Annotated in this window: 20 protein-coding genes and 1 pseudogene; 9 read left to right on the forward strand and 12 right to left on the reverse strand. The window is 68.2% G+C overall.

The annotated features are described in order from the left end of the window. Positions 1 to 37: 37 nt before the first annotated feature. Positions 38 to 871 carry a sigma 54 modulation/S30EA ribosomal C-terminal domain-containing protein gene (locus QJS31_RS29715; RefSeq protein ID WP_282778220.1) on the reverse strand — a complete coding sequence of 278 codons (834 nt, stop codon included), beginning with the start codon at positions 869 to 871 and terminating at the stop codon, positions 38 to 40. Between the two features lie 189 nt (positions 872 to 1,060). Between QJS31_RS29715 and QJS31_RS29720 the strand changes: the two genes are divergently transcribed. Then, positions 1,061 to 2,791 (forward strand): GAF domain-containing sensor histidine kinase, encoded by a 1,731-nt coding sequence (locus QJS31_RS29720; RefSeq protein ID WP_282778222.1) that lies wholly within the window; start codon positions 1,061 to 1,063, stop codon positions 2,789 to 2,791. Positions 2,792 to 3,059: 268 nt separating this feature from the next. On the opposite strand, the gene QJS31_RS29725 is transcribed toward QJS31_RS29720, so the two are convergent. Then, positions 3,060 to 4,250 (reverse strand): beta-ketoacyl synthase N-terminal-like domain-containing protein, encoded by a 1,191-nt coding sequence (locus QJS31_RS29725; protein ID WP_282778224.1) that lies wholly within the window; start codon positions 4,248 to 4,250, stop codon positions 3,060 to 3,062. Between the two features lie 197 nt (positions 4,251 to 4,447). On the opposite strand from QJS31_RS29725, the gene QJS31_RS29730 reads away from it, so the two are divergent. From QJS31_RS29730 to QJS31_RS29740, 3 genes are all read left to right on the forward strand, one after another. Continuing rightward, complete coding sequence (locus QJS31_RS29730; protein ID WP_029928980.1) at positions 4,448 to 5,782, forward strand: diguanylate cyclase domain-containing protein; 1,335 nt, start codon at positions 4,448 to 4,450, stop codon at positions 5,780 to 5,782. 9 nt (positions 5,783 to 5,791) lie between these two features. Further along, positions 5,792 to 6,136 carry an antibiotic biosynthesis monooxygenase gene (locus tag QJS31_RS29735; RefSeq protein WP_282778227.1) on the forward strand — a complete coding sequence of 115 codons (345 nt, stop codon included), beginning with the start codon at positions 5,792 to 5,794 and terminating at the stop codon, positions 6,134 to 6,136. Positions 6,137 to 6,224: 88 nt separating this feature from the next. Further along, positions 6,225 to 8,522 (forward strand): ATP-binding domain-containing protein, encoded by a 2,298-nt coding sequence (locus QJS31_RS29740; RefSeq protein ID WP_306358261.1) that lies wholly within the window; start codon positions 6,225 to 6,227, stop codon positions 8,520 to 8,522. Positions 8,523 to 8,713: 191 nt separating this feature from the next. On the opposite strand, the gene QJS31_RS29745 is transcribed toward QJS31_RS29740, so the two are convergent. The 3 genes from QJS31_RS29745 to QJS31_RS29755 form a co-directional block, all read right to left on the reverse strand. Beyond that, positions 8,714 to 9,166, reverse strand: a complete 453-nt coding sequence (locus QJS31_RS29745; protein ID WP_029928987.1) for a universal stress protein — start codon at positions 9,164 to 9,166, stop codon at positions 8,714 to 8,716. A gap of 446 nt (positions 9,167 to 9,612) precedes the next feature. Continuing rightward, on the reverse strand, positions 9,613 to 10,029 hold the full coding sequence (locus tag QJS31_RS29750) for a DoxX family protein (RefSeq protein ID WP_306358262.1): 417 nt from the start codon (positions 10,027 to 10,029) through the stop codon (positions 9,613 to 9,615). A gap of 75 nt (positions 10,030 to 10,104) precedes the next feature. After that, positions 10,105 to 11,187 (reverse strand): DUF6597 domain-containing transcriptional factor, encoded by a 1,083-nt coding sequence (locus QJS31_RS29755; protein ID WP_306358263.1) that lies wholly within the window; start codon positions 11,185 to 11,187, stop codon positions 10,105 to 10,107. Positions 11,188 to 11,246: 59 nt separating this feature from the next. Between QJS31_RS29755 and QJS31_RS29760 the strand changes: the two genes are divergently transcribed. Continuing rightward, positions 11,247 to 11,729 carry a VOC family protein gene (locus tag QJS31_RS29760; RefSeq protein ID WP_306358264.1) on the forward strand — a complete coding sequence of 161 codons (483 nt, stop codon included), beginning with the start codon at positions 11,247 to 11,249 and terminating at the stop codon, positions 11,727 to 11,729. A gap of 35 nt (positions 11,730 to 11,764) precedes the next feature. On the opposite strand, the gene uvrB is transcribed toward QJS31_RS29760, so the two are convergent. After that, on the reverse strand, positions 11,765 to 13,930 hold the full coding sequence (uvrB, locus tag QJS31_RS29765) for an excinuclease ABC subunit UvrB (protein WP_282782026.1): 2,166 nt from the start codon (positions 13,928 to 13,930) through the stop codon (positions 11,765 to 11,767). A 315-nt stretch (positions 13,931 to 14,245) separates the two neighbouring features. On the opposite strand from uvrB, the gene QJS31_RS29770 reads away from it, so the two are divergent. After that, positions 14,246 to 16,291: an ATP-binding protein gene (locus QJS31_RS29770; RefSeq protein WP_306358265.1), complete on the forward strand. Its 2,046-nt coding sequence runs from the start codon at positions 14,246 to 14,248 to the stop codon at positions 16,289 to 16,291. 77 nt (positions 16,292 to 16,368) lie between these two features. On the opposite strand, the gene QJS31_RS29775 is transcribed toward QJS31_RS29770, so the two are convergent. Next, positions 16,369 to 16,809 carry a hypothetical protein gene (locus tag QJS31_RS29775; protein WP_282782029.1) on the reverse strand — a complete coding sequence of 147 codons (441 nt, stop codon included), beginning with the start codon at positions 16,807 to 16,809 and terminating at the stop codon, positions 16,369 to 16,371. 171 nt (positions 16,810 to 16,980) lie between these two features. On the opposite strand from QJS31_RS29775, the gene QJS31_RS29780 reads away from it, so the two are divergent. Next, entirely contained in the window at positions 16,981 to 17,505 is a 525-nt protein-coding gene (locus QJS31_RS29780) for a DUF402 domain-containing protein (RefSeq protein WP_282782031.1), read from the forward strand. Between the two features lie 135 nt (positions 17,506 to 17,640). Here the strand turns inward: QJS31_RS29780 and coaE are convergent. Further along, positions 17,641 to 18,570: pseudogene (coaE, locus tag QJS31_RS29785) on the reverse strand (dephospho-CoA kinase); the annotation flags it as partial. Between the two features lie 290 nt (positions 18,571 to 18,860). Here coaE and QJS31_RS29790 point away from each other — a divergent pair. Next, positions 18,861 to 19,073, forward strand: a complete 213-nt coding sequence (locus tag QJS31_RS29790; RefSeq protein ID WP_029929002.1) for a hypothetical protein — start codon at positions 18,861 to 18,863, stop codon at positions 19,071 to 19,073. Positions 19,074 to 19,089: 16 nt separating this feature from the next. Here the strand turns inward: QJS31_RS29790 and QJS31_RS29795 are convergent, their stop codons facing one another. From QJS31_RS29795 to rpsA, 3 genes are all read right to left on the reverse strand, one after another. Next, positions 19,090 to 19,386, reverse strand: a complete 297-nt coding sequence (locus QJS31_RS29795; protein ID WP_282782034.1) for a hypothetical protein — start codon at positions 19,384 to 19,386, stop codon at positions 19,090 to 19,092. 28 nt (positions 19,387 to 19,414) lie between these two features. Then, positions 19,415 to 19,603 carry a hypothetical protein gene (locus tag QJS31_RS29800; protein ID WP_282782035.1) on the reverse strand — a complete coding sequence of 63 codons (189 nt, stop codon included), beginning with the start codon at positions 19,601 to 19,603 and terminating at the stop codon, positions 19,415 to 19,417. A gap of 258 nt (positions 19,604 to 19,861) precedes the next feature. Then, positions 19,862 to 21,322, reverse strand: coding sequence for a 30S ribosomal protein S1 (gene rpsA / locus QJS31_RS29805; protein WP_143980399.1), 1,461 nt, complete (start codon positions 21,320 to 21,322; stop codon positions 19,862 to 19,864). A gap of 283 nt (positions 21,323 to 21,605) precedes the next feature. Here rpsA and QJS31_RS29810 point away from each other — a divergent pair, with 283 nt between their 5' ends. Next, positions 21,606 to 22,478 carry a class I SAM-dependent methyltransferase gene (locus tag QJS31_RS29810; RefSeq protein ID WP_306358266.1) on the forward strand — a complete coding sequence of 291 codons (873 nt, stop codon included), beginning with the start codon at positions 21,606 to 21,608 and terminating at the stop codon, positions 22,476 to 22,478. Positions 22,479 to 22,826: 348 nt separating this feature from the next. Here the strand turns inward: QJS31_RS29810 and QJS31_RS29815 are convergent, their stop codons facing one another. Further along, a complete protein-coding gene (locus tag QJS31_RS29815) occupies positions 22,827 to 22,991 on the reverse strand; it encodes a toxin-antitoxin system HicB family antitoxin (protein ID WP_282786648.1) in 165 nt (54 codons plus the stop codon).

Consider the following 22,991-nt stretch of genomic DNA (forward strand, 5'->3'; position numbering starts at 1 on the left):
TTGCGGCGCGCGCTGCGACGCTGGTCAACCGTGGAATTCAGTCGAGGATCGGGACGCGCCGCACCGCGGTCGCGCTCTGCACGGTGGGCCGGAAGCAGGCATTGCCCACGATACGGGACTGCGCGGCCCGGTCGCCGCCGCTGCGCTCATCGGTGGCGGGAGTCACCAGTCCGAGGTCACCGTCGAAGCGGCGGTATAGAAGCCGCCCCCGGCCGGTGTCGGGATGGCCGAAGAACAGGTACGGGAGTCCGCGGCGGCAGAGCCGGTCGGCGGCCTCGTCGTCGGTGAGATTCGGTATGCCGTCCCGCTGCCGCAGCGTCCGGACGCCGAGCGGTCCGGTCCAGCACACCACCGCGTCCGATCCTGTCTCGGCGTCGGTGAACAGGTGCGCGTCGTAGTCCATGGCGTCCAGGACGCGGGCGGCGTGCGCCGCCGAGATCACCTGGAGTCGGCGGTCCTTGCGCCGCACGATCGGCCGCGGCTCGCTGACCACGGCGAGTGTGGGCCGGGCAGGGTCGGGCCATGGTCGGGATGGCTCCTCCGGCCCACACTCGAGGCGCAGATCGAGACGTTCCAGTGCGAAGGTCACCGCGAACCGTCCCGGTCCGGCGACCTGCACCCGGTATTCCGTGCCCACCGAGCGCAGCACCACCTGCACCAGGGTGGGTGCGTCGGTCGTGGACCACTCCAACCGCGCCCGCACCGCGCCCTCGACGCCATGCCTGCGCAGGATCCGGCACAGACCGCGCACCACCCTGGTGACCTCGGTGGCGGGCGCCGGACCGCGGGTGGCGACTACGAAGTCGGGATCGATACCGCTCGACCACACGTCGTATGCGCCCATCGCCGTCCCCGCTTCCTTGTCGATCACGACTGTTGATCTCGATCCGGCAACCCTCGTCTATGGCAGCACTCCGACCGCATGACGTGACAGGGCCTAAAGTCCCCACTCGGTCATATTTCAGTAAAATTTTCCTGCAAAACCGTGGCGAACCCCCGTGGCGGCCCGCGACCGCTCGTAGGATTCCGGTACCGAGTGCGTCACGCCGGAGGACCGCCCATGGCCGACCATTCCCGCACCGGCTCCTACCGGGTACGGGAAACCTTGTCGCAGTTACGATTACGAGAACTCCTCACCGAGGTCAAGGACCGGGTCGAGCAGATCATCGACGCCCGCGACCGTATCGACGGCCTGGTCGAGGCGATGCTCACGGTCACCGCCGGACTCGATCTGGACGACACCCTGCGCACCATCGTCGGCGCGGCGACCGAACTGGTGGACGCCCGCTACGGCGCGCTGGGCGTGCGCGGACACGGCGAACGGCTCACCAACTTCATCGTGCACGGCATCGACGAGCGCACCCGCACCCGGATCGGCGACCTGCCCGAGGGGCACGGCGTCCTGGGCGTGCTGCTGCGCCAACCGGAATCGCTGCGGCTCGAGGACCTGGCCCGCCATCCCGCCTCGATCGGCTTCCCGAGACACCATCCACCCATGCACAGCTTCCTCGGCGTCCCGGTGACCATTCGCGGGGAGACGTTCGGAAACCTGTACCTCACCGAGAAGTTCGGCGGCCACCCGTTCACCGAAGACGACGAGGTACTGGTGCGGGCGCTGGCGGCGGCGGCCGGTATCGCCGTGGACAATGCCCGACTCTACGAATCGGCCCGGACCCGACAGGCGTGGATCGAGGCCACCCGCGATATCGCCACCGACTTCCTGGCCGGTACCGAACCCGGCCGGGTGCTCGCCCGGATCGTGTCGCACGCACGGGAGCTCACCGGCTCGGACCGCGCCGTCCTGGCCATCGTCGCCGACCCGGAGGCGCCACCCGAGGAGGACGCCGAGGTGGTGGTGGCGCAGTGGTCCGGTCCGGCAGCCGAGTACTCCGGCCGCACCGCGCGCACCGCCGGCACCGTCCTCGGCGAGGTGCTCACCGACCGCACCCCCGTGCGCTGCGACGACGCCAGCCGGATCGATCTCGGCGTACCGCACGGCGACGCCGGGCCCGCCCTGGTGCTGCCGCTGCACACCACCGATTCCACCCTGGGGGTGCTGATCACGCTGCGCGCGGCCGGATCGGCTCCGTATTCCGACGAGGTGACCGACCTCATCGCCGCCTTCGCCGATCAGGCCGCACTCGCCATGCGACTCGCGGTGGCGCAGCGGCGGATGCGCGAACTCGACATCCTCACCGACCGTGACCGCATCGCCCGCGATATGCACGACCATGTCATCGGGCGGCTGTTCGCCATCGGCCTGTCCCTGCAGGGCACCGTGCCGTGCGCCCAGGAAGTCGCGGTGCGGCAGCGGCTTTCGGATGCCGTCGGTGATCTGCAGGAGGTGGTGGCGGAGATCCGCACCTCCATCTTCGACCTGCATGGCGGCGCGGAGCACAGCACTCGACTACGCCGGCGCCTCGAACGCGCGGTGCGGCAGCTGACCGCCGCCACCGCGGTCCGCGCCGAGTTGCACGTCAGCGGACCACTGTCGGTGGTGGAACCCGGACTGGCCGAACACGCCGAGGCCGTGGTGCGGGAGGCGCTCGGCAATGCCGTCCGACATTCCGGCGGCGACCGGGTCACCATCGATATCGGCGTCGCCGACGACCTCATCGTCGTGGTGGCCGACAACGGCCGCGGCATCGCCGAGCAGATCGTTCCCAGCAGCCTCACCGATCTCGCGCGCCGCGCCGAGAAGTCGGGCGGCCACCTCGCGGTCTATCCGTGCCGCGATGCCGACGGCGTCATCACCGGCACCAAGCTGCACTGGTCGGCGCCGCTGCACTGAGGCTGCGGCGCGCCGATCCGCCAGCAGGCACCGGAGCGATCGCGGATCGGGGCAGCACAGCCCGCGGCCCAGAACACGGCGCGCCACCGCACGGCCGACCGCCGCCACCCGTGACCGCTGGTCCGACGCCCGATGAGATGCGACGGCAGCCGGCACGCGGCGTACGCGACGGAGCGGGTCTGGGAAGTACACGGCCCGGCGGTTCGCACCGCGATTGCCGTGCACCACGCACACCCGCCGCAGGCGACGTCGGCGGCCACCGCCGAGATCAGCGCGCCGGACCCAGCACCACGGCGGAATTGTGCCCGCCCATCCCGAGCGCGGTCTTCAGCGTGATGCCGCCGCTCATGGGAGTCGGGCCGTCGAGTAGTCGGGCGTGCGCGGCGGCCACGATCGGGGCGGCCGCCACGATGCCCCGGTCGTAGCCGATGGCCGCGGCCGCGACCTCCACCCCGGCCGAGGCGGCCTGACAGTGCCCCGCGAGAGGTTTGAGCGCCGTGACCCGGGGACGGTTACCCAGGATGCGTTCCAGCACCGCGGTTTCGGCGTCATCGCACTGTTGGGTGCCGGAGCCGTGGGTGTTGAAGTAGTCCACCTGATCCGGCCGGATTCCGGCATCGTCGAGCGCGCGGTACACGCAGTCGAAGATCTGCTCGTGTGAAGGATCCACCGAGAGCACGTGGTAGGCGTCATTGGACATGGCGCCGCCCAGCACGCTCACGTACGGCCGGTCGGCGTCGCGGGTGAGGACGAAGCCGACCGACGCCTCACCGAAGCCGAACCCGCGACTGCCCTCCTGGAAGGGGCGGCACGCCTGCAACGGTTCGGTGTCGTCCACCGCCGCACCCAGCTGCACGAACGGCTCGACCATATCCGGCGTGGCGGACAGATCGCTGGCCACCACCAGCACGTCGTCGGCGAAACCGCTGTCCAGCCACAGCTTGGCGGTGATCAGCGCGACATTGCTGGAGCTGCACGCCGCGGTGACGTTCATGGACGGGCCGTGGAATCCGAACTCCCGCATGAGCATCGCGATGGGCGTGGAGGGCAGCAGGCGCAGATAGTCGCGATTGCGGCGTCGAGCCCCGTCGACAACGTAGAAGTCGCGCCACTCGTAGACGTCCCCGAGCACGATGGCGTGCAGCAGCCCCACCCGGCGGCCGGGCCGCCAGCCGCGCTCGGTGGCGTCGGCGACGGCCTCGCGCGCCGCCTGCTGCACAGCACGTCCGTAGCGACTCGGACTCACCGCCGAATCGCCGCCGTCGGGGACACGCGCGACCCATCCCTGTCGATCGCGATCAGGCCCGTACCCTGGAAAGAGTCGGGCGGCGGGCTTACCGCTCAGCAAACCCTCCCAGAGGGTCTCGCGGCCCCAGCCGTAACCGGTGACCGCGCCGATCCCGGCGATGGTCATATGATCTTGGTGCTGTGCCGCGGACTTCGACGTACCACTGGTCATGCATCGCTCCTTCGCGAGCCGGTGCCTGTAATGATCACCAATCGGGTCCCGATGCAGTGCGGGATCGTGATTCATTCAATACCGCCGGGACTGTGCAGCGCTGCCACCCGGCACCACAATGATCCCGTGCTCCAAGGACAATGATCCCGTGCTCCACCGACGTAGGTCGACGACGATCAGGGGGTACACACGTGGAAGTGGGTAACGATCGGGCAAACGACCCGACCGATGCCGAACAACTGGCTCAGCGGTACCGATCCCTCGTCGAGCACAGCCCCGACGGGGTGGTGGTGCATGAACGGGGCATCCTCGTCTACGCCAATCCGGCAATCGTCCGGTTACTGGGCGCGGACAGTACCGAGGACCTCGTCGGTCAGCCGGTCACCCGCTTCGTCGACCCGAAATCCGTCCCCGGCATGCTGGCTCGCATCGGCCGCCTCACCGAGGCCGGCGCCGCCTCCGAACCCGCCGAGATGACCCTGGTCCGCACCGACGGCAGCCTGCTGGACGTGGAAACCGTCTCGGTGCTCACCGCCTGGCACAACCGGCTCGCCTACCAGGTGGTCATCCACGATCTGTCCGCCCAGCGCGCCGCCGAGGCCGCGCAGCGCCGGGCCGAACAGCACTTCACCACCGTCGTCTCGCAGCTCGAGGAGGGCGTGGTGGTGATCGACCGGCAGGGCCGCATCGAATCCATCAACCCGGCGGCGCTGCGCATCTTCGGCCACGAGGGCGAGGACCTGGTCGGCACCCCGATCTACGCGCTGCCGCTGACCCTGCTCGACGCCAACGCCATGACCCTGCCGCCCACCCGGCATCCGGTGGCGCGCACCCTGGCCACCGGGGAGACCGTGGTCGGCTACGTGTTCGGCGTGGACCGGCCGGACGGGCAGCGCCGCTGGCTGTCCGGGTCGAGCCGCCTGCTCAATCCCGGCGACCCGCAGTCCTCGGCGGTGTCGTCGTTCAACGACATCACCGAATTCCGGGCCAGCCGAAGGCAATTGGAGTACCAGGCCACCCACGATCCGCTCACCGGGCTGGCCAACCGGGCGCTGGTGCTCTCGCGGCTGGCGGCGGCGCTGGGCACCACCGAGGATCTGCCGGTGTCCACGGTGCTGTTCATCGACCTGGACGGTTTCAAATCCATCAACGACACCCTCGGCCACGCCATCGGCGACACCGTGCTGCAGATCGTGGCGCAGCGCTTGCAGCGCGGCCTGCGCACCGACGACATCGTGGGGCGGATCGGCGGCGACGAATTCCTGGTGCTGCTGTCCGGCCGCACCCTCGGCGAGGATCTGGAGGCGCTGGTCGCACGCCTGCGCCAGACCATGGCCGAACCGATCATCGCGCGCGGCCACCGCATCCAGGTGGACGCCTCCATCGGCATCACCCCCCTGCACCCCGGCGACTCCCGCACCCCCGAGGCCGTCCTGCACGACGCCGACGTGGCGATGTACCGCGCCAAGCCGCCGGGCCACCGCGACAGCTCCCCCGTGACCCGACGCCCCAACAACACCCACGCCTCCTGAAAGCCGCGCATGATCCTCGAGCACGCCCTGCTGCCGGTACGCCCCGGACAGTCCGCCGACTTCGAAGCCGCCTTCGCCCGCGCCCGGCACATCATCGCGGGGATGCCCGGATTCCGATCACTGTCGCTGTCGCGCTGCCGGGAAAGGCCCGACACCTACCTGCTGCTGGTGGAGTGGGATCGGCTCACCGACCACACCGAGGGTTTCCGCGGTTCGGCCGGATATCGGGAATGGAAGGCACTGCTGCATCCGTTCTACGATCCGTTTCCGGTGGTCGAGCATTTCGCCCCGGTGTTCCAACTCACCGCCGCCGCCTCACCTGCGAATACGGCGGGGTCGCCGGAGGGGAACTAGACTCGACTGCTCTGTTCTCGAACGTTGCGCGTGTATCCGCGCGGTGACAAGGAGTTCCGTTTTGCCCGACCTCACCGAGGAGCGTCCTGTGCCCGCGACCGACTCCGACACCGCGGAGCTGGAGCGGGAACAGCGGCATCTGACGCTGCTGTACGAGCGGCTGGACGGGATGCGCCGGTACGCGCAGCGCCGACTACGCACCGTCCTGCTGGAAACCGGCGGCACCCCGCAGGCTCGCAGCGAACGCGAATCGTTCACCCAGCTCTACCACGAGGACCTGGCCAAATACGATGCCGCCGAGCACGGCCTGTGCTTCGGGCGCATCGACCTGGCGGCCACCGCGGACGGTGAGCCGAGCGGGAACGGCGACGGCGAACACCGCTATATCGGCCGCATCGGCATCCTCGACGAGGACGCCGACTACGAAACCCTGCTGCTGGACTGGCGCGCGCCCCTGGCCCGGCCGTTCTACCTGGCCACCACCGCGGCACCGGACGGGGTGACGCGGCGGCGGCACATCCGCTCGCGCAATCGCAAGGTCACCGCGGTCACCGACGAGTACCTCGACTTGGCGGCCGCCCAGCGCGCGGGTGCCATCGACTCCGACGGCGGCGTGGGCAGCGAGAGCGCCCTGCTGGCCGCGCTCAACGCCGCCCGCACCGGGCATATGAACGACATCGTCGAGACCATCCAGGGCGAGCAGGACGCCATCATCCGCTCCGAGCACAAGAGCGTGCTGGTGGTGCAGGGCGGGCCGGGGACCGGTAAGACCGCGGTGGCGCTGCACCGTGCCGCCTATCTGCTCTACACCTACCGGCAGCAGCTGGACAAGGCGGGCGTGCTCATCATCGGGCCGAACTCCACCTTCCTGGACTACATCGGCCAGGTGCTGCCCTCCCTCGGCGAGACCGGCGTACTGCTGTCCACCATCGGTGATCTGTACCCGGGAGTCCGTGCGACGCTGGAGGATTCGCTGCGCGCGGGGGAACTCAAGGGTTCACTCGACATGCTCGACGTCTTGAAGAAGGCGGTGCGGGACTGGCAGGAGGTGCCCGCGGAGCCGATCCGGCTGCACTTCGACGGACACGATCTGACCCTGGACCGCAAGATCGTCACCAAGGCGCGCGGGCGGGCCCGGTCCTCGCGACGGCCGCACAATCTGGCCCGGCCGGTGTTCGCCGCCGCGGTGGTGGACGCGCTGACCGATCAGCTGGCCGAGCTGATCGGCGCGAATCCGCTGGGCGGGCGCAATCTGCTGTCGCAGACCGATCTCACCGAGATCCGCGACGAGATGCGGGCGGATCCGGAGATCCAGCGGGCCATCGCGCGGCTGTGGCCCATCCTCACCCCGCAGGAGGTACTGGGCGGACTGTGGGCCGATCCCCAGCGCCTGACCCGCGCCGCCGGAAAGCTCACCGAGGAGGACCACCGGGAACTGCGGCGCGCTGACAGCGGCGAATTCTCCCCCGCCGACGCACCGCTCCTGGACGAGCTGGCCGAACTGCTCGGTGTGGACGACACCGAGGAGCGCGAGCGCGCCCGCCGCCGCTGGCGCGCCCAATTGGCCGAGGCGCAGGATGCCCTCGACATCCTCACCGGTTCGGCACCGCAGGATCTCGAGGACGAATTGGATCCCGAGATCCTGATGGCCTACGACCTGATCGACGCCAGCCAGCTGGCCGAGCGGCAGCGGGTGGGACGCCGCGAGACCACCGCCGAACGCGCCGCCGGCGACCGCACCTGGACCTATGGGCATGTCATTGTCGATGAGGCGCAGGAGCTTTCGGAGATGGCGTGGCGAATGGTGATGCGCCGCATCCCGAATCGCTGGATCACCGCGGTCGGCGATGTGGCGCAGACCGGCGATCCGGCGGGTGCCTCGTCGTGGCAGCAGGTGCTGGAACCGTATGTGGCGCGGCGGTGGAAGCTCACCGAACTCACCGTCAACTACCGCACCCCCGCCGAGATCATGGCGGTGGCCGCGGATGTGCTGGCCGAGATCGACCCCGAGGCCAGCGTGCCACGCTCGGTGCGCGACTCCGGTTTCGCCCCCGGAGCTCAGCGCGTGGCGCCGTCCGAACTGGCCGACGAGGTGAAGCGGCTCGTCGCGGCGGAGGCCGAACATCCCGGCACCACGGCGGTGATCGCACCGCACGACCTGGTGGCGGGCCTGTCGGAGGTGGGCGGCGACTCGGTGCGGGTGCTAACCGTGCACGATGTGAAGGGTCTGGAATTCGACGCGGTCATCCTGGTCGAGCCCGGTCGACTGCTCGGTGAATCACCGCGCGGGCTGAACGATCTCTACGTGGCTCTGACTCGCGCGACGCAGCGGCTGGCGGTGGTGCACACCGAGGACCTGCCCCCGGTGCTGCACCGGCTCGCCTGAGTCGCCCACGGCGGATCCGACATCACCCGGGCGGAGCCGACACCGGATACGCACCCGGCGGAGCCGACACCGGATACTCCCGGCGGAACCGAAACCACGAGCGCCGCGGAACCGAAACCACGAGCGGCCCGTACCGCTCGGGTACGGGCCGCTCGCGTGATCGATGTTCGGGCTTCGCGCCGCGGCTCGGCTCAGCGCACGGTGTGCACGATCAGCACGTCGGTGCGGGACTTGCGCGCCACATCCGACGGCACCGAACCGAGCAGGCGGCCGGTGATGGTGTTGAGGCCGCGGTTGCCGACGACCAGCAGATCGGCCTCGACCTCCTTCATCAGCGACAGCAGCGATTCCACCGGCTCGCCGACGACCGCCTTCTCGACGACATTGGCGGCACCGGCGGCGACGGCCTTCTCGCGGGCGATGCGCAGGATCTCGCTGGTGGGCGCGGAGCCGCGCACCTGGTAGGCCTCGTCCTTGAGCACATCGGCGGCCGCGGCCACATCCCGGTCGTCGGTCGGGTAGTACGCGCAGGCGATGTACAGGGTGGCGCCCTCGTCACCGGCCAGTGCCGCGGCCCGCTCGACGGCGACGTACGACGAGTTCGAGCCATCGGTACCGACGACAATGCTCCGGTAGGCGGTCATTCTCTCCTCCAACGTGAGTCGGGTGCGGACACCGATACGTGGTGTCACGGCAACTTCGCCTGACAATAGCGGCATATCCGGCGGAACTTTTCGATATCGCCGCACATCACACTTGTGTGCCGTCACAGCATCAGCACACATTCCGCTGTGTCGCAGCGACACGACCCGCGCTACCAGCGCTTGTCGCCTATATCCCGACGCCGCCGGAAATAGCCGAACGTTATTGCGGCCGTGGGATATTCGTCACAAACAGCGGTGGGCCCGGATAGGGAGCGGCCCGCCCGCCGCGGATGATCCGGGGCGGACGGGCCGGGCGATCAGCTCGTGGATCAGGGCCACGGGCGGTGATCGGCCCAGAACAGCCCCAGAATCCAGCCGATGAGGTCCATGCGTTTCACTCCCTGTCGAACACGATATTGCGCTGCGATACTAGCGCGCCGCCACGCTCAGCCGAGGCTGAAAAGAGGTTCGGTCACCGTGATTCCGAGTTCGGGAGTATGGGCGAAGAAGGCGAACAGCATGAGCGCCGCACCCGCCAATGCGATGTCCTTGTTGAACTGGATCATCTCGGCCTGCTTGGCAGTGGCGTCGGTTTCCTTCCAGAAGGCGTGCATGAGGAAGGCGGTCGGCACCAGGAACAGCACCAGCAGCAGCGAACCCAGGTCCGCGAAGATGCCGAACAGCACCATGAGCGCGCCGAGCAGCATCAGGACACCCGAACCCGCCACCGCGAGCTTGGGCGAGGGGATGCCCTTGGCTTGCGCGTATCCGGCCATGGCGTCGGCCTGCGTGAGATGCCCGATGCCCGAGCCGAGGAAGAGAACGACGAACAGGACCCGTCCGATCAACACCACAACATCCATTGCCAGCTCCTCTGTCGGGTTGACTGCCGGGTACCCGTTCGGGTGATATGGCAACCAACTAGCCGTGGGATGTGCTCACTCCTGGGAGGAGGCTAGCGAGGCGCGCGCGTATTCCAGCGGAGGCATACCGATCTCCGCGGCGAACTCCTTGCAGAAGTGCGCCTGATCGAAGTAGCCCAGTTCCACGGCGAGAGCGGCCAGGTCGGTGGTGCGGCCCTGGGTGAGCAGATGCGCCCCGTCCTGGAGGCGGTAACGGCGCAACACCCACTTCGGACCCGCGCCCACATACCGGCGGAACAGGCGCTGCACGGTGCGGACGGGGACGTCGAAGCGGTCGGCGACCTGGTCCACCCGGGTGAGCTCCGGGTCGTGCTCCATGGCGTCGACGATGCGCAGGACCAGCCGGTACGCCGTATCGTCGGCGATCGCTCGGTGCTGCGCGACCTCGGTGAAGAAGTCCTCCACGAGCAGGCGGCGATCCTCGAGGGTGGGGGCGGCGAGCACCTTGTCGGCGAGCCCGGCCGCCTCCGGCAGCACCTCGGTCAACTCGACCGCGGTGTCCCGGATAGCCCCGACATCCATCCCGGTGAACGCGCCGAACCCGCCCGCTCGGAACTTCACCCCGAATGTCTCCCCCTCGCCCTCCAATTCGCGCACGTACTTTCTGGTGGTGACACCGGTGACGAAACCACCGCGATGGCCGGGCTCGCGCTCGAAGGTCATATTGACGGCCGGATAGGACAGAATCTCGGCGTGGTAGGGCGGCATCCCGCGTCGATCCCACCGCACGGCCCAGTACCACTCGACATACCGGCTCACATCCGGCCCGGCCGCCAGCCGCTCATGGCTGTAGACCCGCAGTTGCTCCCGTGGCCGCAGAATGCCCTTCGCGGTCTCGGGCGGGGGCACCCGCCGCGGCGCGAAGCGCCCGGATGGACCGTCGGTCGACGAGTCACCGGGCCGTGGTCGAGCGGCGGGGGCGGCCTGCTGCCCGGCGGTGGAATCGGCGGGACCGGGGGCGGCCGCGCCGATGGGTTGTCCCGGTGGACCGGAGGTGGGATATCCGGACGGTGGATTCGCGGCATCGGGTCGGGCCGCCCGCGGCGTGGTCGGGACGGGCGGAAGTCGGTCGGCGTGGGTGGACGGGTCGGCGTTCATGGGAGCGCTGTCGCCTTCTTACAAGACCGGGGCGGCGTCGGGCGGTGAGAGTTGTTCCCATGAGCGACAGCGTGAATCCCACCGTGAATCCCATTGCCCCGGGCTACCATTCGATCTCCTGCTTCCTGGCGGTCCCGGACGGCAACAAGGCCATCGAGTTCTACACCGCGGTCTTCGGCGCGGAGCTGCTCTCCCGCAACGATCTCCCCGACGGCCAGCCCGCGCATGCCGAACTGCGGATCGGCGACTCCACCTTCCAGATCGGCGTCCCCATGCCGGACCACGGCATGCGCGCCCCCGAACCCGACTGGGTGCATTCCAGCGTCGTCCACTACTGCCCCGATGTGGACGCGGTGGCGGAACTCGCCCGCGAGCACGGAGCCCGCGCGGTCGAAGATCCGGAAACCTTCGTCAACGGCGAGCGGTTCAGCCGCATCATGGACCCCTTCGGTCACCGCTGGGTCGCCATGACCCGGGTCGAGAACGTCTCCCGAGAGGAGGCCGAACGCCGCGTGAACGAGTGGATGGCGCAACAGGGCTGAGCCGACAGCGGGCGGCGGTGGGGTCGCCCCGCCGCTCACGACAGTCCGGCGGCGTCCATACCGCGTAGTTCCTTCTTGAGGTCGGCGATCTCGTCGCGGAGGCGGCCCGCGAGTTCGAATTGCAGTTCGCGGGCGGCGTTCATCATCTGATCGGTGAGTTCCTTGACCAGATCCGCCAGTTCGGCGCGCGGCATATTCTTCACATCGCGGCCCTCGTAGACGCCCGCCGAGACGGCGCGACCGGGTTCGCCCTGGGCGCGGCGGCCGCGCGAGGCATTGCGACCCGAACCGCCGACCTCGACCTCGGTCTCCTCGGCCTCGCGGTAGACCTGATCGAGGATGTCGGCGATCTTCTTGCGCAACGGCATCGGGTCGATGCCGTTCTCCTCGTTGTAGGCGATCTGCTTGGCGCGACGGCGTTCGGTCTCGTCGATGGCCTGGCGCATGGAGTCGGTGATCTTGTCGGCGTACATGTGCACCTCACCCGAGACGTTGCGGGCGGCGCGGCCGATGGTCTGGATGAGCGAGGTGCTCGACCGCAGGAAGCCTTCCTTGTCCGCGTCGAGAATGGCGACCAGCGACACCTCGGGCAGGTCCAGCCCCTCGCGCAGCAGGTTGATGCCGACCAGCACGTCGTATTCACCGAGCCGCAACTGTCGCAGCAGTTCCACGCGCCGCAGCGTGTCGATCTCGGAGTGCAGGTAGCGCACCCGGACGCCCAGGCCGAGCAGATAATCGGTGAGATCCTCGGCCATCTTCTTGGTCAGCGTGGTGACCAGGACGCGCTCGTCGCGTTCGGTGCGCAGCCGGATCTCGTGCACCAGATCGTCGATCTGCCCCTTGGTCGGCTTCACCACCACCTGCGGATCCACCAGCCCGGTGGGGCGGATCACCTGCTCCACGAATTCGCCGCCGGTGCGCCCCAATTCGTACGGACCGGGGGTGGCGGACAGGTAGACGGTCTGCCCGATGCGGTCGGCGAACTCCTCCCAGGTGAGCGGCCGGTTGTCGATGGCCGATGGCAGCCGGAAGCCGTATTCGACGAGATTGCGCTTGCGCGACATGTCGCCCTCGTACATACCGCCGATCTGCGGCACGGTGACATGGGATTCGTCGATGACGAGCAGGAAGTCGTCCGGGAAGTAGTCGAGCAGGGTGGCGGGCGCGGACCCGGCGGGGCGGCCGTCGATATGGCGGGAGTAGTTCTCGATCCCCGAGCAGAAGCCGACCTGCTTGATCATCTCCAGGTCGTACTGGGTGCGCATGCGCAGCCGCTGCGCCTCCAGCAGTTTGCCCTGCTTCTCCAGTTCGGCCAGCCGTTCGTCGAGTTCGACCTCGATATCGCGCACCGCGCGCTCCATGCGCTCGGGACCGGCGACATAGTGGGTGGCCGGGAAGATGCGCACCACGTCCACCTGCCGCACCACATCCCCGGTGAGCGGGTGCAGGTAGTACAGCGCCTCGATCTCGTCGCCGAAGAACTCGATGCGCACCGCGAGTTCCTCGTAGGAGGGGATGATCTCCACGGTGTCCCCGCGCACCCGGAAGGTGCCGCGGGTGAAGGACATGTCGTTGCGCGTGTACTGCACGTCCACCAGCAGCCGCAGCAGCCGGTCGCGATCCACCTCGGCGCCCACCTCGAGCTCGATGGACCGGTCCAGATAGGACTGCGGGGTACCGAGGCCGTAGATGCACGACACCGACGCCACCACCACGACATCGCGCCGCGACAGCAGGCTGGAGGTGGCCGAATGCCGCAGCCGCTCCACATCGTCGTTGATGGAGCTGTCCTTCTCGATATACGTATCCGTCTGCGCGATGTACGCCTCGGGCTGGTAGTAGTCGTAGTACGAGACGAAGTACTCGACCGCGTTGTTCGGGAGCATGTCCCGCAGCTCGTTGGCCAACTGCGCGGCGAGGGTCTTGTTCGGGGCCATCACCAGCGTCGGTCGTTGCAGCCGCTCGATCAGCCACGCGGTGGTCGCCGACTTGCCGGTGCCCGTGGCGCCCAGCAGCACCACATCGTGCTCCCCCGAGTTGATCCGCCGCTGCAACTCCTCGATGGCCGCGGGCTGATCACCGGCGGGCCGATGCTCGCTGACCACCTGAAACCGCCCGTCGGCCCGCTCGATCTCACCGATGGGCCGGAACTCCGAATGCGCCAGCGGCAGATCATCGGGGATCTCGGTTGCGAAAGCCATGCTCACCAGCCTAGAACCAGCCACCGACAAAATCCGCCGGAGCGGTCCCGGACCGGGGCGAATCCGCCGTCGGTCCGTCCGCCGCGGCCGCCCCTCACCCACCGCGATGTCGACTCCGCGATGCTCGCGCCGCGGAGGGCGGCGCGGCCCGCCGAGACCGGTCCGTTGCCCCCGGGGGCAACCGCGCAGCAGTAGCGGGACCAGGCCGTTATGACCTGGCCCTTCCGCGTTAAACCGCTGGTCAACCGGATCGCGTTGGATCGTGTTACGGGTAGCCGACAGCGGGCTGCCGGAGGGGTGATTGGGGCCCGGAACATGTACGACGAGGTACATGTGGCCGCCCGGGAGTGCGTTCCGGACGACCACAAATACACCATGCGGATCAGCCGCCTCGCCATCGACAAGCTGGGAATCAAACTCTACGACCGCGTTTCGGCCGTGCTGGCCGAACTCATCGCGAACTCCTACGACGCCGACGCCACGCTCGTCGACGTGTCCCTGCCGTGGGGTGTCACCTTGGCGGGGACGGTCCGGGCGGCGGAGGAACCGCAGTACGCGATCGTGGTGCGCGACAACGGTCACGGCATGACCGCCGCCGAGGTGAACGAGCACTATCTCATGGTCGGCTCCGATCGACGCCTGCGCACGGGCACCGACCTGTCCCGCGAGCGCGGACGCCCGGTCATGGGCCGCAAGGGAATCGGCAAGCTCGCCGCCTTCGGCATCTGCCGCACCATCGAGGTGATCACGGCGGGCAGCACACCGCGGGACCGCACCCCGGCGGGTTGGCCGGTCTCGCACCTCGTGTTGGACCTCTACGACATGCTCTCCGACACCGAGAGCGACTACTTTCCCCAGATCGGTCCGCGCGACGGCACGTTCAGCGAGCAGCGGGGGACCACGGTGGTGTTGCGCGACTTCTTCCGCAAGCGGGTGAACTCCGGGCCGGAGCTGAATCGGCAACTGGCCGCCCGCTTCGGAATCGAGCGCCCGGACTGGCGGGTCGAGGTGTACAACAGCGCCGCCTCCGATCAGAGCTTCGCCCTCAGCCTGCTCCCCGTGGACGTCATGGACGAGACCCGCATCGACGTGGGCCAACGCCCCGTCCGCGTCGGCCGCCAGTTCCTGCCGGTATCGGGCTGGGTCGCCTATTCCAAACAGCCCTACCGCGACGAGGCCATGGCGGGGGTGCGCATCTACGCGCGTGGCAAGATCGTGGCCCAGACCCGCGATTTCGGCATATCCGCCGGATTCACCGGCGAGTTCAAACTGCGCTCCTATCTGGTCGGCGCCATCCATGTGGACTGGCTCGACGACGAGGAGGATCTGGTGCGCTCCGATCGCCAGGACATCATGTGGAATTCGCCGCGGGGGGAAGCGCTCGCGGTGTGGGGCCGGGATCTGGTCAAGACGATCGGACGCCTGGGCGAGCGGTCGATCCGGCGGCGGGTGTGGGACGAGTTCGTCGAGAAGTCCCGCATCCACGAGACTTTGGCGGCGATCGCCCCCGGCGACCGGCTCTTCCGGGACGCGGTGCTCGACGCCGCGCGAATCCTGGTGGTGCACAAGGACCGTGCCGCGTTGGACGATCCGTCGCATGTGGAGTCCATCGTGCGGCTCGCGCTCTCCCTGGGGCCGCAGCGCAGCCTGCTGGAAACGCTGAAGGAGATCGCCGAGGACGACGCGCAGCTCGATGTGATCGTGGCGCTGTTCGAACGGGCGAGGGTCGCCGAGATCTACTCGCTGGGCCAGATCGCCAGCGAGCGGGTGGCGGTGGTGAATCGCCTGCGCGGGCTCATCGACGACCGCCGTTCCCTGGAGCGCCCGTTCCAGGAACTCATCGAGAGCGCGCCCTGGCTGCTCGCACCGGAGTGGACGCCGCTCGGTATGAACGAATCCCTCAAACGGGTGCGCTCGGCGTTCGAACGCTGGTATGCGCAGAAGTTCGGCACCGCCCTGGTCACCAGTTCCATCGGGAGCGAGAAACGCGAACCCGACTTCGTGCTGCTGCACGACTCCGGTGAGCTGTGGATCGTGGAGATCAAGCGCATGGACTACCACCTCACCGACGAGGAGTACAGCCGCGCGGTCAACTACCTGTACGCGCTGGACACCTTCCTCGAGGAGAATCCCCGGATCGGCGCCCAGTTCCCGCGTCGCCGACTGACGTTCATCGTCGACCATATCGACAAGCTGCGTCCGGCGGCGCTGTCGTCACTGGCCAGCGATCATCGGATCGACCGCCGCACCTGGCGGGAACTGCTGGACTCGACGTTGCGGGCCCACCGGGACTTTCTCGACCGTGTCTACGCCATGCGGGGTGACGACGACGTGTCGGCGTCGGGAGCGCGGGCCGGTTGACCGCGAAGGCCGGGAGCCACCCGGCCCGCTACTGATCGGACCGAGTGGCTCCCGTTCCCGGACTGCCAGACCTCCGACTAACCGGACAGGCTCGGGAGCAGGCCGCCCAGACCGCCGCCGCAGCCACTGCCCGAGGCGCTGCCGGAACCGCCGCTGGATTCGGCCACCTGCACGGTGATCGAATCGCTGATCAGGATCTGGCGGGCCTCCAGTCGGTGGCTGCCCGCGGTCTGCGGGGTCCACTTGATGCTGACCTTGTTGCTGAGCAGTGACGGGCTGACCGGGCTGCCCGGGATCTCCTTGCCGTTGTCGGAGAACTTCACCGAGCTCAACCGATCCACCTCGACCGAGGCGGTGAGCGTATAGGTGCAGCCGACCTTGTGGTCCTTGCCGGACACCTCGAGATTGCCGACCCACGCTCCGGCCTGGGGCGCGGCCAGCACGATGGTCGCGGCCACGGCGCCGAAGGTGGTCAGTCCCATGCCTACCCGCCGCGCGCGGGTCCCCTGTGCGTTCATACTCTGCTTCCCTTGTCCTACCGCTCACCGGTGTGAGCTAGCCGCACAGTATCGAAACAGATATGTTTCAGATCGGGTTTTCCCAGAAATCGCTGCGGGAAATCTCACGCCGCGAGCGACGCGACCCACACTCCCCTGGACGATCTCCACGCGAACAGCGATGCTGAGTGCATGACCCAGGCGCCCACGGTGGACCTGCACCGACCGAAGGTGGAGTACTTCAACGTCGACGAACTCACCAATATCGACCCCAAAGGCTTCGTGCGGAGCGTCGAGCGTTACCACGTGGAGCCCTGGGGGCTGTACATGGCCCGTACCTCCGACCATCCCGAATTCCACTACATCGAATCCTGGCTGCTGCCGAAGCTGTCCCTGCGCGCCACGGTGTTCCACTTCACCCCGGCCCATCTGCGCGATCAGGACTACTACGTGGACATCGGCGAATTCAGTCAGGTGGAGCCGACGAAGTGGAAGTCGGTGGACCACTACCTCGATCTGGTGGTGCGCACCGGACGCGAGGTGGAACTGCTCGACGTGGACGAACTGCTCGCCGCCCACGCGGCCGGCTATCTGGACCTGGATCGGGCGCAGCGGGCCGTCGAGATCGCCACGTCGACCATCGACGGAATCGCCCGGCACGGCCATGATTTCGAAGCCTGGCTGGGTACACAGGGCATCAAGCTCAGCTGGCTGTAACCCCTTCGGCTCGCTGCCATCCCCTCAGCTGGCTGTGGCACCGGACGACTCGGCCGGGCCGGCCGGAGCCGCATCCGGCCGCCGACGCCGCGGCCGGCAGCCGGGCCGTCCGATTCAGTCCGCGGCCGAGATCAGCACCCGCGCCGGGCGGCCCGGATCCGCATTCGCGTGCAGCCGTTCACCTTCCGCTACCTGAGCCGCGCTGACGACGGGAAAACCGATATCCGCCAGGCGATCCCGCAGCCCATCGGCCACCGCCGGGCCTGCCACCGTGATCCGGATGTCGATGACGTCCTCGGCTGGCTTGCCGGGCACGGCGGTCGGGCCGATGTGGTCGATGGCCGAGGCGTCGGCGGCGCAGGCGACGGCGAGGCGGGCGATGATGCGCCGCGCCTGCGCCCCCCACTCCGGATTCGCCTCCACCACAGGCGGATCCACTGGAAGCGCCGGCGTCCGGGTGCGCAGATTGCGCTCGAAGGGCAGCAGTCGCTCCTCCCAGAGCCGGTGCACCGCGGCGATCACGGCATCCTCCGCGCCATTGTTGTCCAGCAGCACATCGGCGGTGGCCCGACGCTGCTCGTCGGTGGCCTGAGCGGCGATGCGGGCTCGCGCATCGGCCTCGTCCACCCCGCGGAACTCCACCAGTCGGTGCACCCGGGTCTCCTCGGCCGCGTCCACGATCAGCACCAGATTCATGAACGGTGCCAGACCGTTTTCCACGAGTAGCGGAATATCCTGCACCACAATGGCGTCCGCCGGTGCGGCGGCGATCAGTTCGGCGGTGCGGCGACCTACCAGCGGATGGGTGATGGAATTGAGCGTGGTCCGCGCCGTATCGCTGGCGAATGCCTTGGCCGCCAAGGCCGGACGGTCCAGACTGCCGTCGGCGGCGAGGATATCGGAACCGAAGGCGTCCACGAGGGTCGCCAGCCCCTCGGTGCCCGGCGCTACCACCTCCCGGGCGATCACATCGCTGTCCACCAGCACCGCGCCCCGTGCGACGAGGCTGCGCGCCACGGTGGACTTGCCCGCTCCCATGCCTCCGGTGAGACCGATTCGCAACATTCGACCAGTCTCGCATCCGGCGCGCAATCGGCGCGCAGCGGGCCTTACCAGCCGAAAAGGGGGATTACCCACGGGGACCGGCAATTCCACTTCCCCGCGCCGAGTTTTCCCATTCCGTGATAATTACGAGACCGGCCCGCAACTATTTTCCATCAATCCCGACCCCCCGTCGGCAACATTCCGACACGCCGGGGAGAATGTCACGGAAAATCCGATACGGCACACTTTTGTTCCGCTAAGGTTCGCCGCAGGCGATACCCGGCCGGTTACACGCAAGCAAAGGAAGTTCAGTGGGCACCAAAAACATCCAGACGGGTCGCCACCGTCTGGGCCTGGCGGGCACAGTGCATTGCATCGAGATCCCCGCCGTCGCAGCCGCTCTCGCCGAGCATCGCCGTTCGTGGCTGACCATGCTGATCAGCCCCGCCCGCCACAGCTTCGCGGCCATGCGCAAGCGTTCCGCCGAGGCCGCCGCGCACTGGGTGCCCGCCACCGCCAGCTGAGCCGACCGGCCCGTGGCTAAGCGGTGCGCTTCAGTTCCGCCGCAATCCGTTCCAGCTCGGAGGCGAGGACCGACACCGGCCGGTCGTGATCGGCGGAGTCGAACAGATCGCGCTCGATCAATGACCGGATATAGGCCGACTTCGACAGCCCGAGGCGCAACGCCCGCTGCGTTGCGCGGCGATCCAGCTCCGCAGGGATCTTGATCGACCGCGGTACGAGGTCGGCTGCGGTGTCCTGTCCGAGCGTAACCGGTAGGTCGGCCGATTCCACCTCTTCGTCGGTATGGACGAGTTCGTTCGCGACCGCGACCATTTCCTCGGCCGTGGTGGGGTAGTTCGGTTCAGTCATATCGGGTTGCCTCCCATTTCTCGAACTCCACGACCTGATCGCCGATGAGGCGATTCGCGCCGCATATATGGAAATCCGAACCGACAATTCGGCCCCAGATCGCCATCGGCTCACCGGCGTCGGTACGTGCCCACAGCACCCGGCGCGCACCACCCAGCCACGCGCCGACAATGTCGAACACATCGTCGGGGTCGATACCCCGCTCTGGCCAGCATCACTGCCAGCCCGAAGTACTACGCTATCGCCATTCCGCAAGACTACTACCAGACTACCGCAGGTGGGTGCTGGATTGCGGAATAGCCGGACGCCCCACAACGCGAATGCGCGGAGTAGCGCGACGCACCACCAGATCCTCAGCCCGCCCTCAATACGCAAAATGTCCCCCGGGTCCGTCAGGACCCGGGGGACATCGAGCTCAGCTCACACCATCAGGCGTGAATCAGGCGTTGCCCGACAGCTTCTCGCGCAGCGCGGCCAGCTGGGCATCGCTCGCCAGCGAGCCACCGGCGGACTCGTTGGTCTGCGCGGCCTGCGCGCCGCTCTCGGAGGAGTAGTTGGACGAACCACCGTTGGCGGCCTCGGCGGCGGCGTCGGCGGCCATCTTCTCCATCTGAGCGGTGTGCATCTTGTGGCGACGCTCCGCCTCGGCGTAGCGGGACTCCCACTCCTCGCGCTGCTTGTCGTAGCCCTCGAGCCATTCGTTGGTCTCGGGGTCGAAGCCCTCGGGGAAGATGTAGTTGCCCTGCTCGTCGTAGCTGTCGGCCATGCCGTACTTCGACGGGTCGAACTCGGCGGAGTAGTCCTCGTTGGCCTGCTTCAGCGACAGCGAGATGCGGCGACGCTCGAGGTCGATGTCGATGACCTTGACCATGGCGTCGTCGCCGACGGCCACGACCTGGTCCGGCACCTCGACGTGGCGCTCGGCCAGCTCGGAGATGTGCACCAGGCCCTCGATGCCCTCTTCGACGCGGACGAACGCGCCGAACGGCACCAGCTTGGTGACCTTGCCGGGCACGATCTGGCCGATGGCGTGGGTGCGGGCGAACTGACGCCACGGATCTTCCTGGGTCGCCTTGAGCGACAGGGAGACACGCTCGCGGTCCAGGTCCACGTCGAGCACCTCGACGGTGACCTCGTTGCCGACCTCGACGACCTCGGACGGGTGGTCGATGTGCTTCCAGGACAGCTCGGAGACGTGCACCAGACCGTCCACGCCACCCAGGTCCACGAAGGCGCCGAAGTTGACGATGGAGGACACGACGCCCTTGCGGACCTGACCCTTCTGCAGCTGGTGCAGGAACTCGGAGCGGACCTCGGACTGGGTCTGCTCCAGCCAGGCGCGACGGGACAGCACCACGTTGTTGCGGTTCTTGTCGAGCTCGATGATCTTGGCCTCGATCTCCTTGCCGACGTACGGCTGGAGGTCGCGGACACGGCGCATCTCGACCAGCGACGCCGGGAGGAAGCCGCGCAGACCGATGTCCAGGATCAGGCCGCCCTTGACGACCTCGATGACGGTGCCCTTGACGGCCTCGTCACGCTCCTTGAGCTCTTCGATCGTGCCCCAAGCCCGCTCGTACTGAGCACGCTTCTTCGACAGGATCAGGCGGCCTTCCTTGTCCTCCTTGGTGAGAACGAGGGCCTCGACCTCATCGCCCACGGAAACGACCTCGGCCGGGTCGACATCGTGCTTGATGGACAGTTCGCGGGAAGGGATGACGCCTTCGGTCTTGTAACCGATGTCGAGAAGGACCTCGTCGCGGTCGACCTTGACGATGGTGCCTTCGACGATATCGCCGTCGTTGAAGTACTTGATCGTCTTGTCGATAGCGGCGAGGAAGTCCTCGGCAGAGCCGATGTCGTTGACGGCTACCTGCGGCGAGGTGACAGTGGTGGGCATGTGTTGGGAGGCTCCGGACGGATTGTGGTCGGTAGTGGACATGTGGGCTTTCGGTATTGCTGCGAACACACAGCGATGGAACTAACGTTGGCTCATGCCACAGCGCGTCGCTGTGGCGGAGCACAACGCTGCACTCAAAGCATGCGGACTCACAGCACGAATCTCCGCCGATACCCGGGTCCTGCGATCCGAGTACAGTAGACACTCGCGGAAAACAGCGTACGCGACGTCAGTTGCACCAAGCAAACACGGGTCTACCCGCGCGGGTCGATAGGGTGCTGCCATGTCCGAAGATCATCGCGTGCTGCCCGACGATGCCCGCCACGCCGAGGCCAATGCCCTGCTCGGGACCATGGGGGTGACCCGCGCCAAGATCGACTCGGCGGCGAGCCAGCGCGCCAGCCGCCGCTGGTGGGACGCCGATGCCGGACAGTATCACGATACCCACGCGGACTTCCTCGGCGTGGACTCGCCGACCGGGGAGTTCGTGTGGTGTCCGGAGGGGCTGCACGAGGGTGACTGGCGGCTGCTCGGCGACATCACCGGCAAGCGCGTGCTGGAGATCGGCTGCGGGTCCGCACCGTGCTCGCGCTGGCTGGCCGCGCACGGCGCGCATCCGGTGGGCCTCGATCTGTCACGCGGCATGCTGGAGCGCGGGCTCGCGGCCATGGCGGCGGGCGGGCCGCGGGTGCCGCTGGTCCAGGCCGGTGCCGAGGAGTTGCCCTTCGCCGACGCGTCGTTCGACATCGCCTGCTCGGCCTTCGGCGCGGTGCCCTTCGTGGCCGACTCCGCCGGGGTGATGCGGGAGGTGGCGCGGGTGTTGCGGCCCGGCGGGCGCTGGGTGTTCTCGGTCAACCACCCCATGCGCTGGATATTTCCCGACGACCCCGGCCCGGAGGGGCTGCGCGCGACCATCCCCTACTTCGACCGCACCCCTTATGTGGAGGTGGACACCGACGGCGAACCCACCTACGTCGAACACCACCGCACCATGGGCGACCGAGTCCGCGAGATCGTCGCCGCGGGCCTGACCCTCCTCGACGTCATCGAACCCGACTGGCCGGAATGGCTCGACCGCGAATGGGGCCAGTGGAGCCCCCTGCGCGGCGAGATATTCCCCGGCACCGCCATCTTCGTCACCGAGAAACCGGCCTGAGACGAACCGATCTCACCACCGCATCGGCGCGACGGCCGTGCAGGGACCACGACGCCACGGCATACCGGCCGCAGCCGCGACACCGCCTCCAGGTGGCGATCCACGCCGAGGAGACGCTCGGGCCGCACCGCACGTCGGGCCATGACCTCAGGACGCGCAGGTCCGCCGCGATCACGACACCCGGCCGATACAGCCGACGGACACATGGCACCCGAACTCGTGGCGACCTGCGCGCACCCGGCGAGGGCGGCTCGCGGCGGCCCTGTCCGCGCACGCCGGGCCACACCGCCGCTCCCCCACACACCGCGTGCCCCTCCCGCTCACGGGAGGGGCACGTTTCCCCTTGTCCTACTTCGGTTCTCGGCCTGCCTGTTTGAGCGCCAGGCGTAGGGCGTATTCGATTTGGGCGTTGACGCTGCGGAGGTCGTCGGCGGCCCACTGGGCGATGGCCTCGTGGACCGCCGGGTCCAGGCGCAGCAGCACCTTCTTCGGCTCGCGCTTGCCCTGGGCCAT

Source organism: Nocardia sp. CC213A (assembly GCF_030766805.1).
Lineage (GTDB): Bacteria > Actinomycetota > Actinomycetes > Mycobacteriales > Mycobacteriaceae > Nocardia > Nocardia otitidiscaviarum.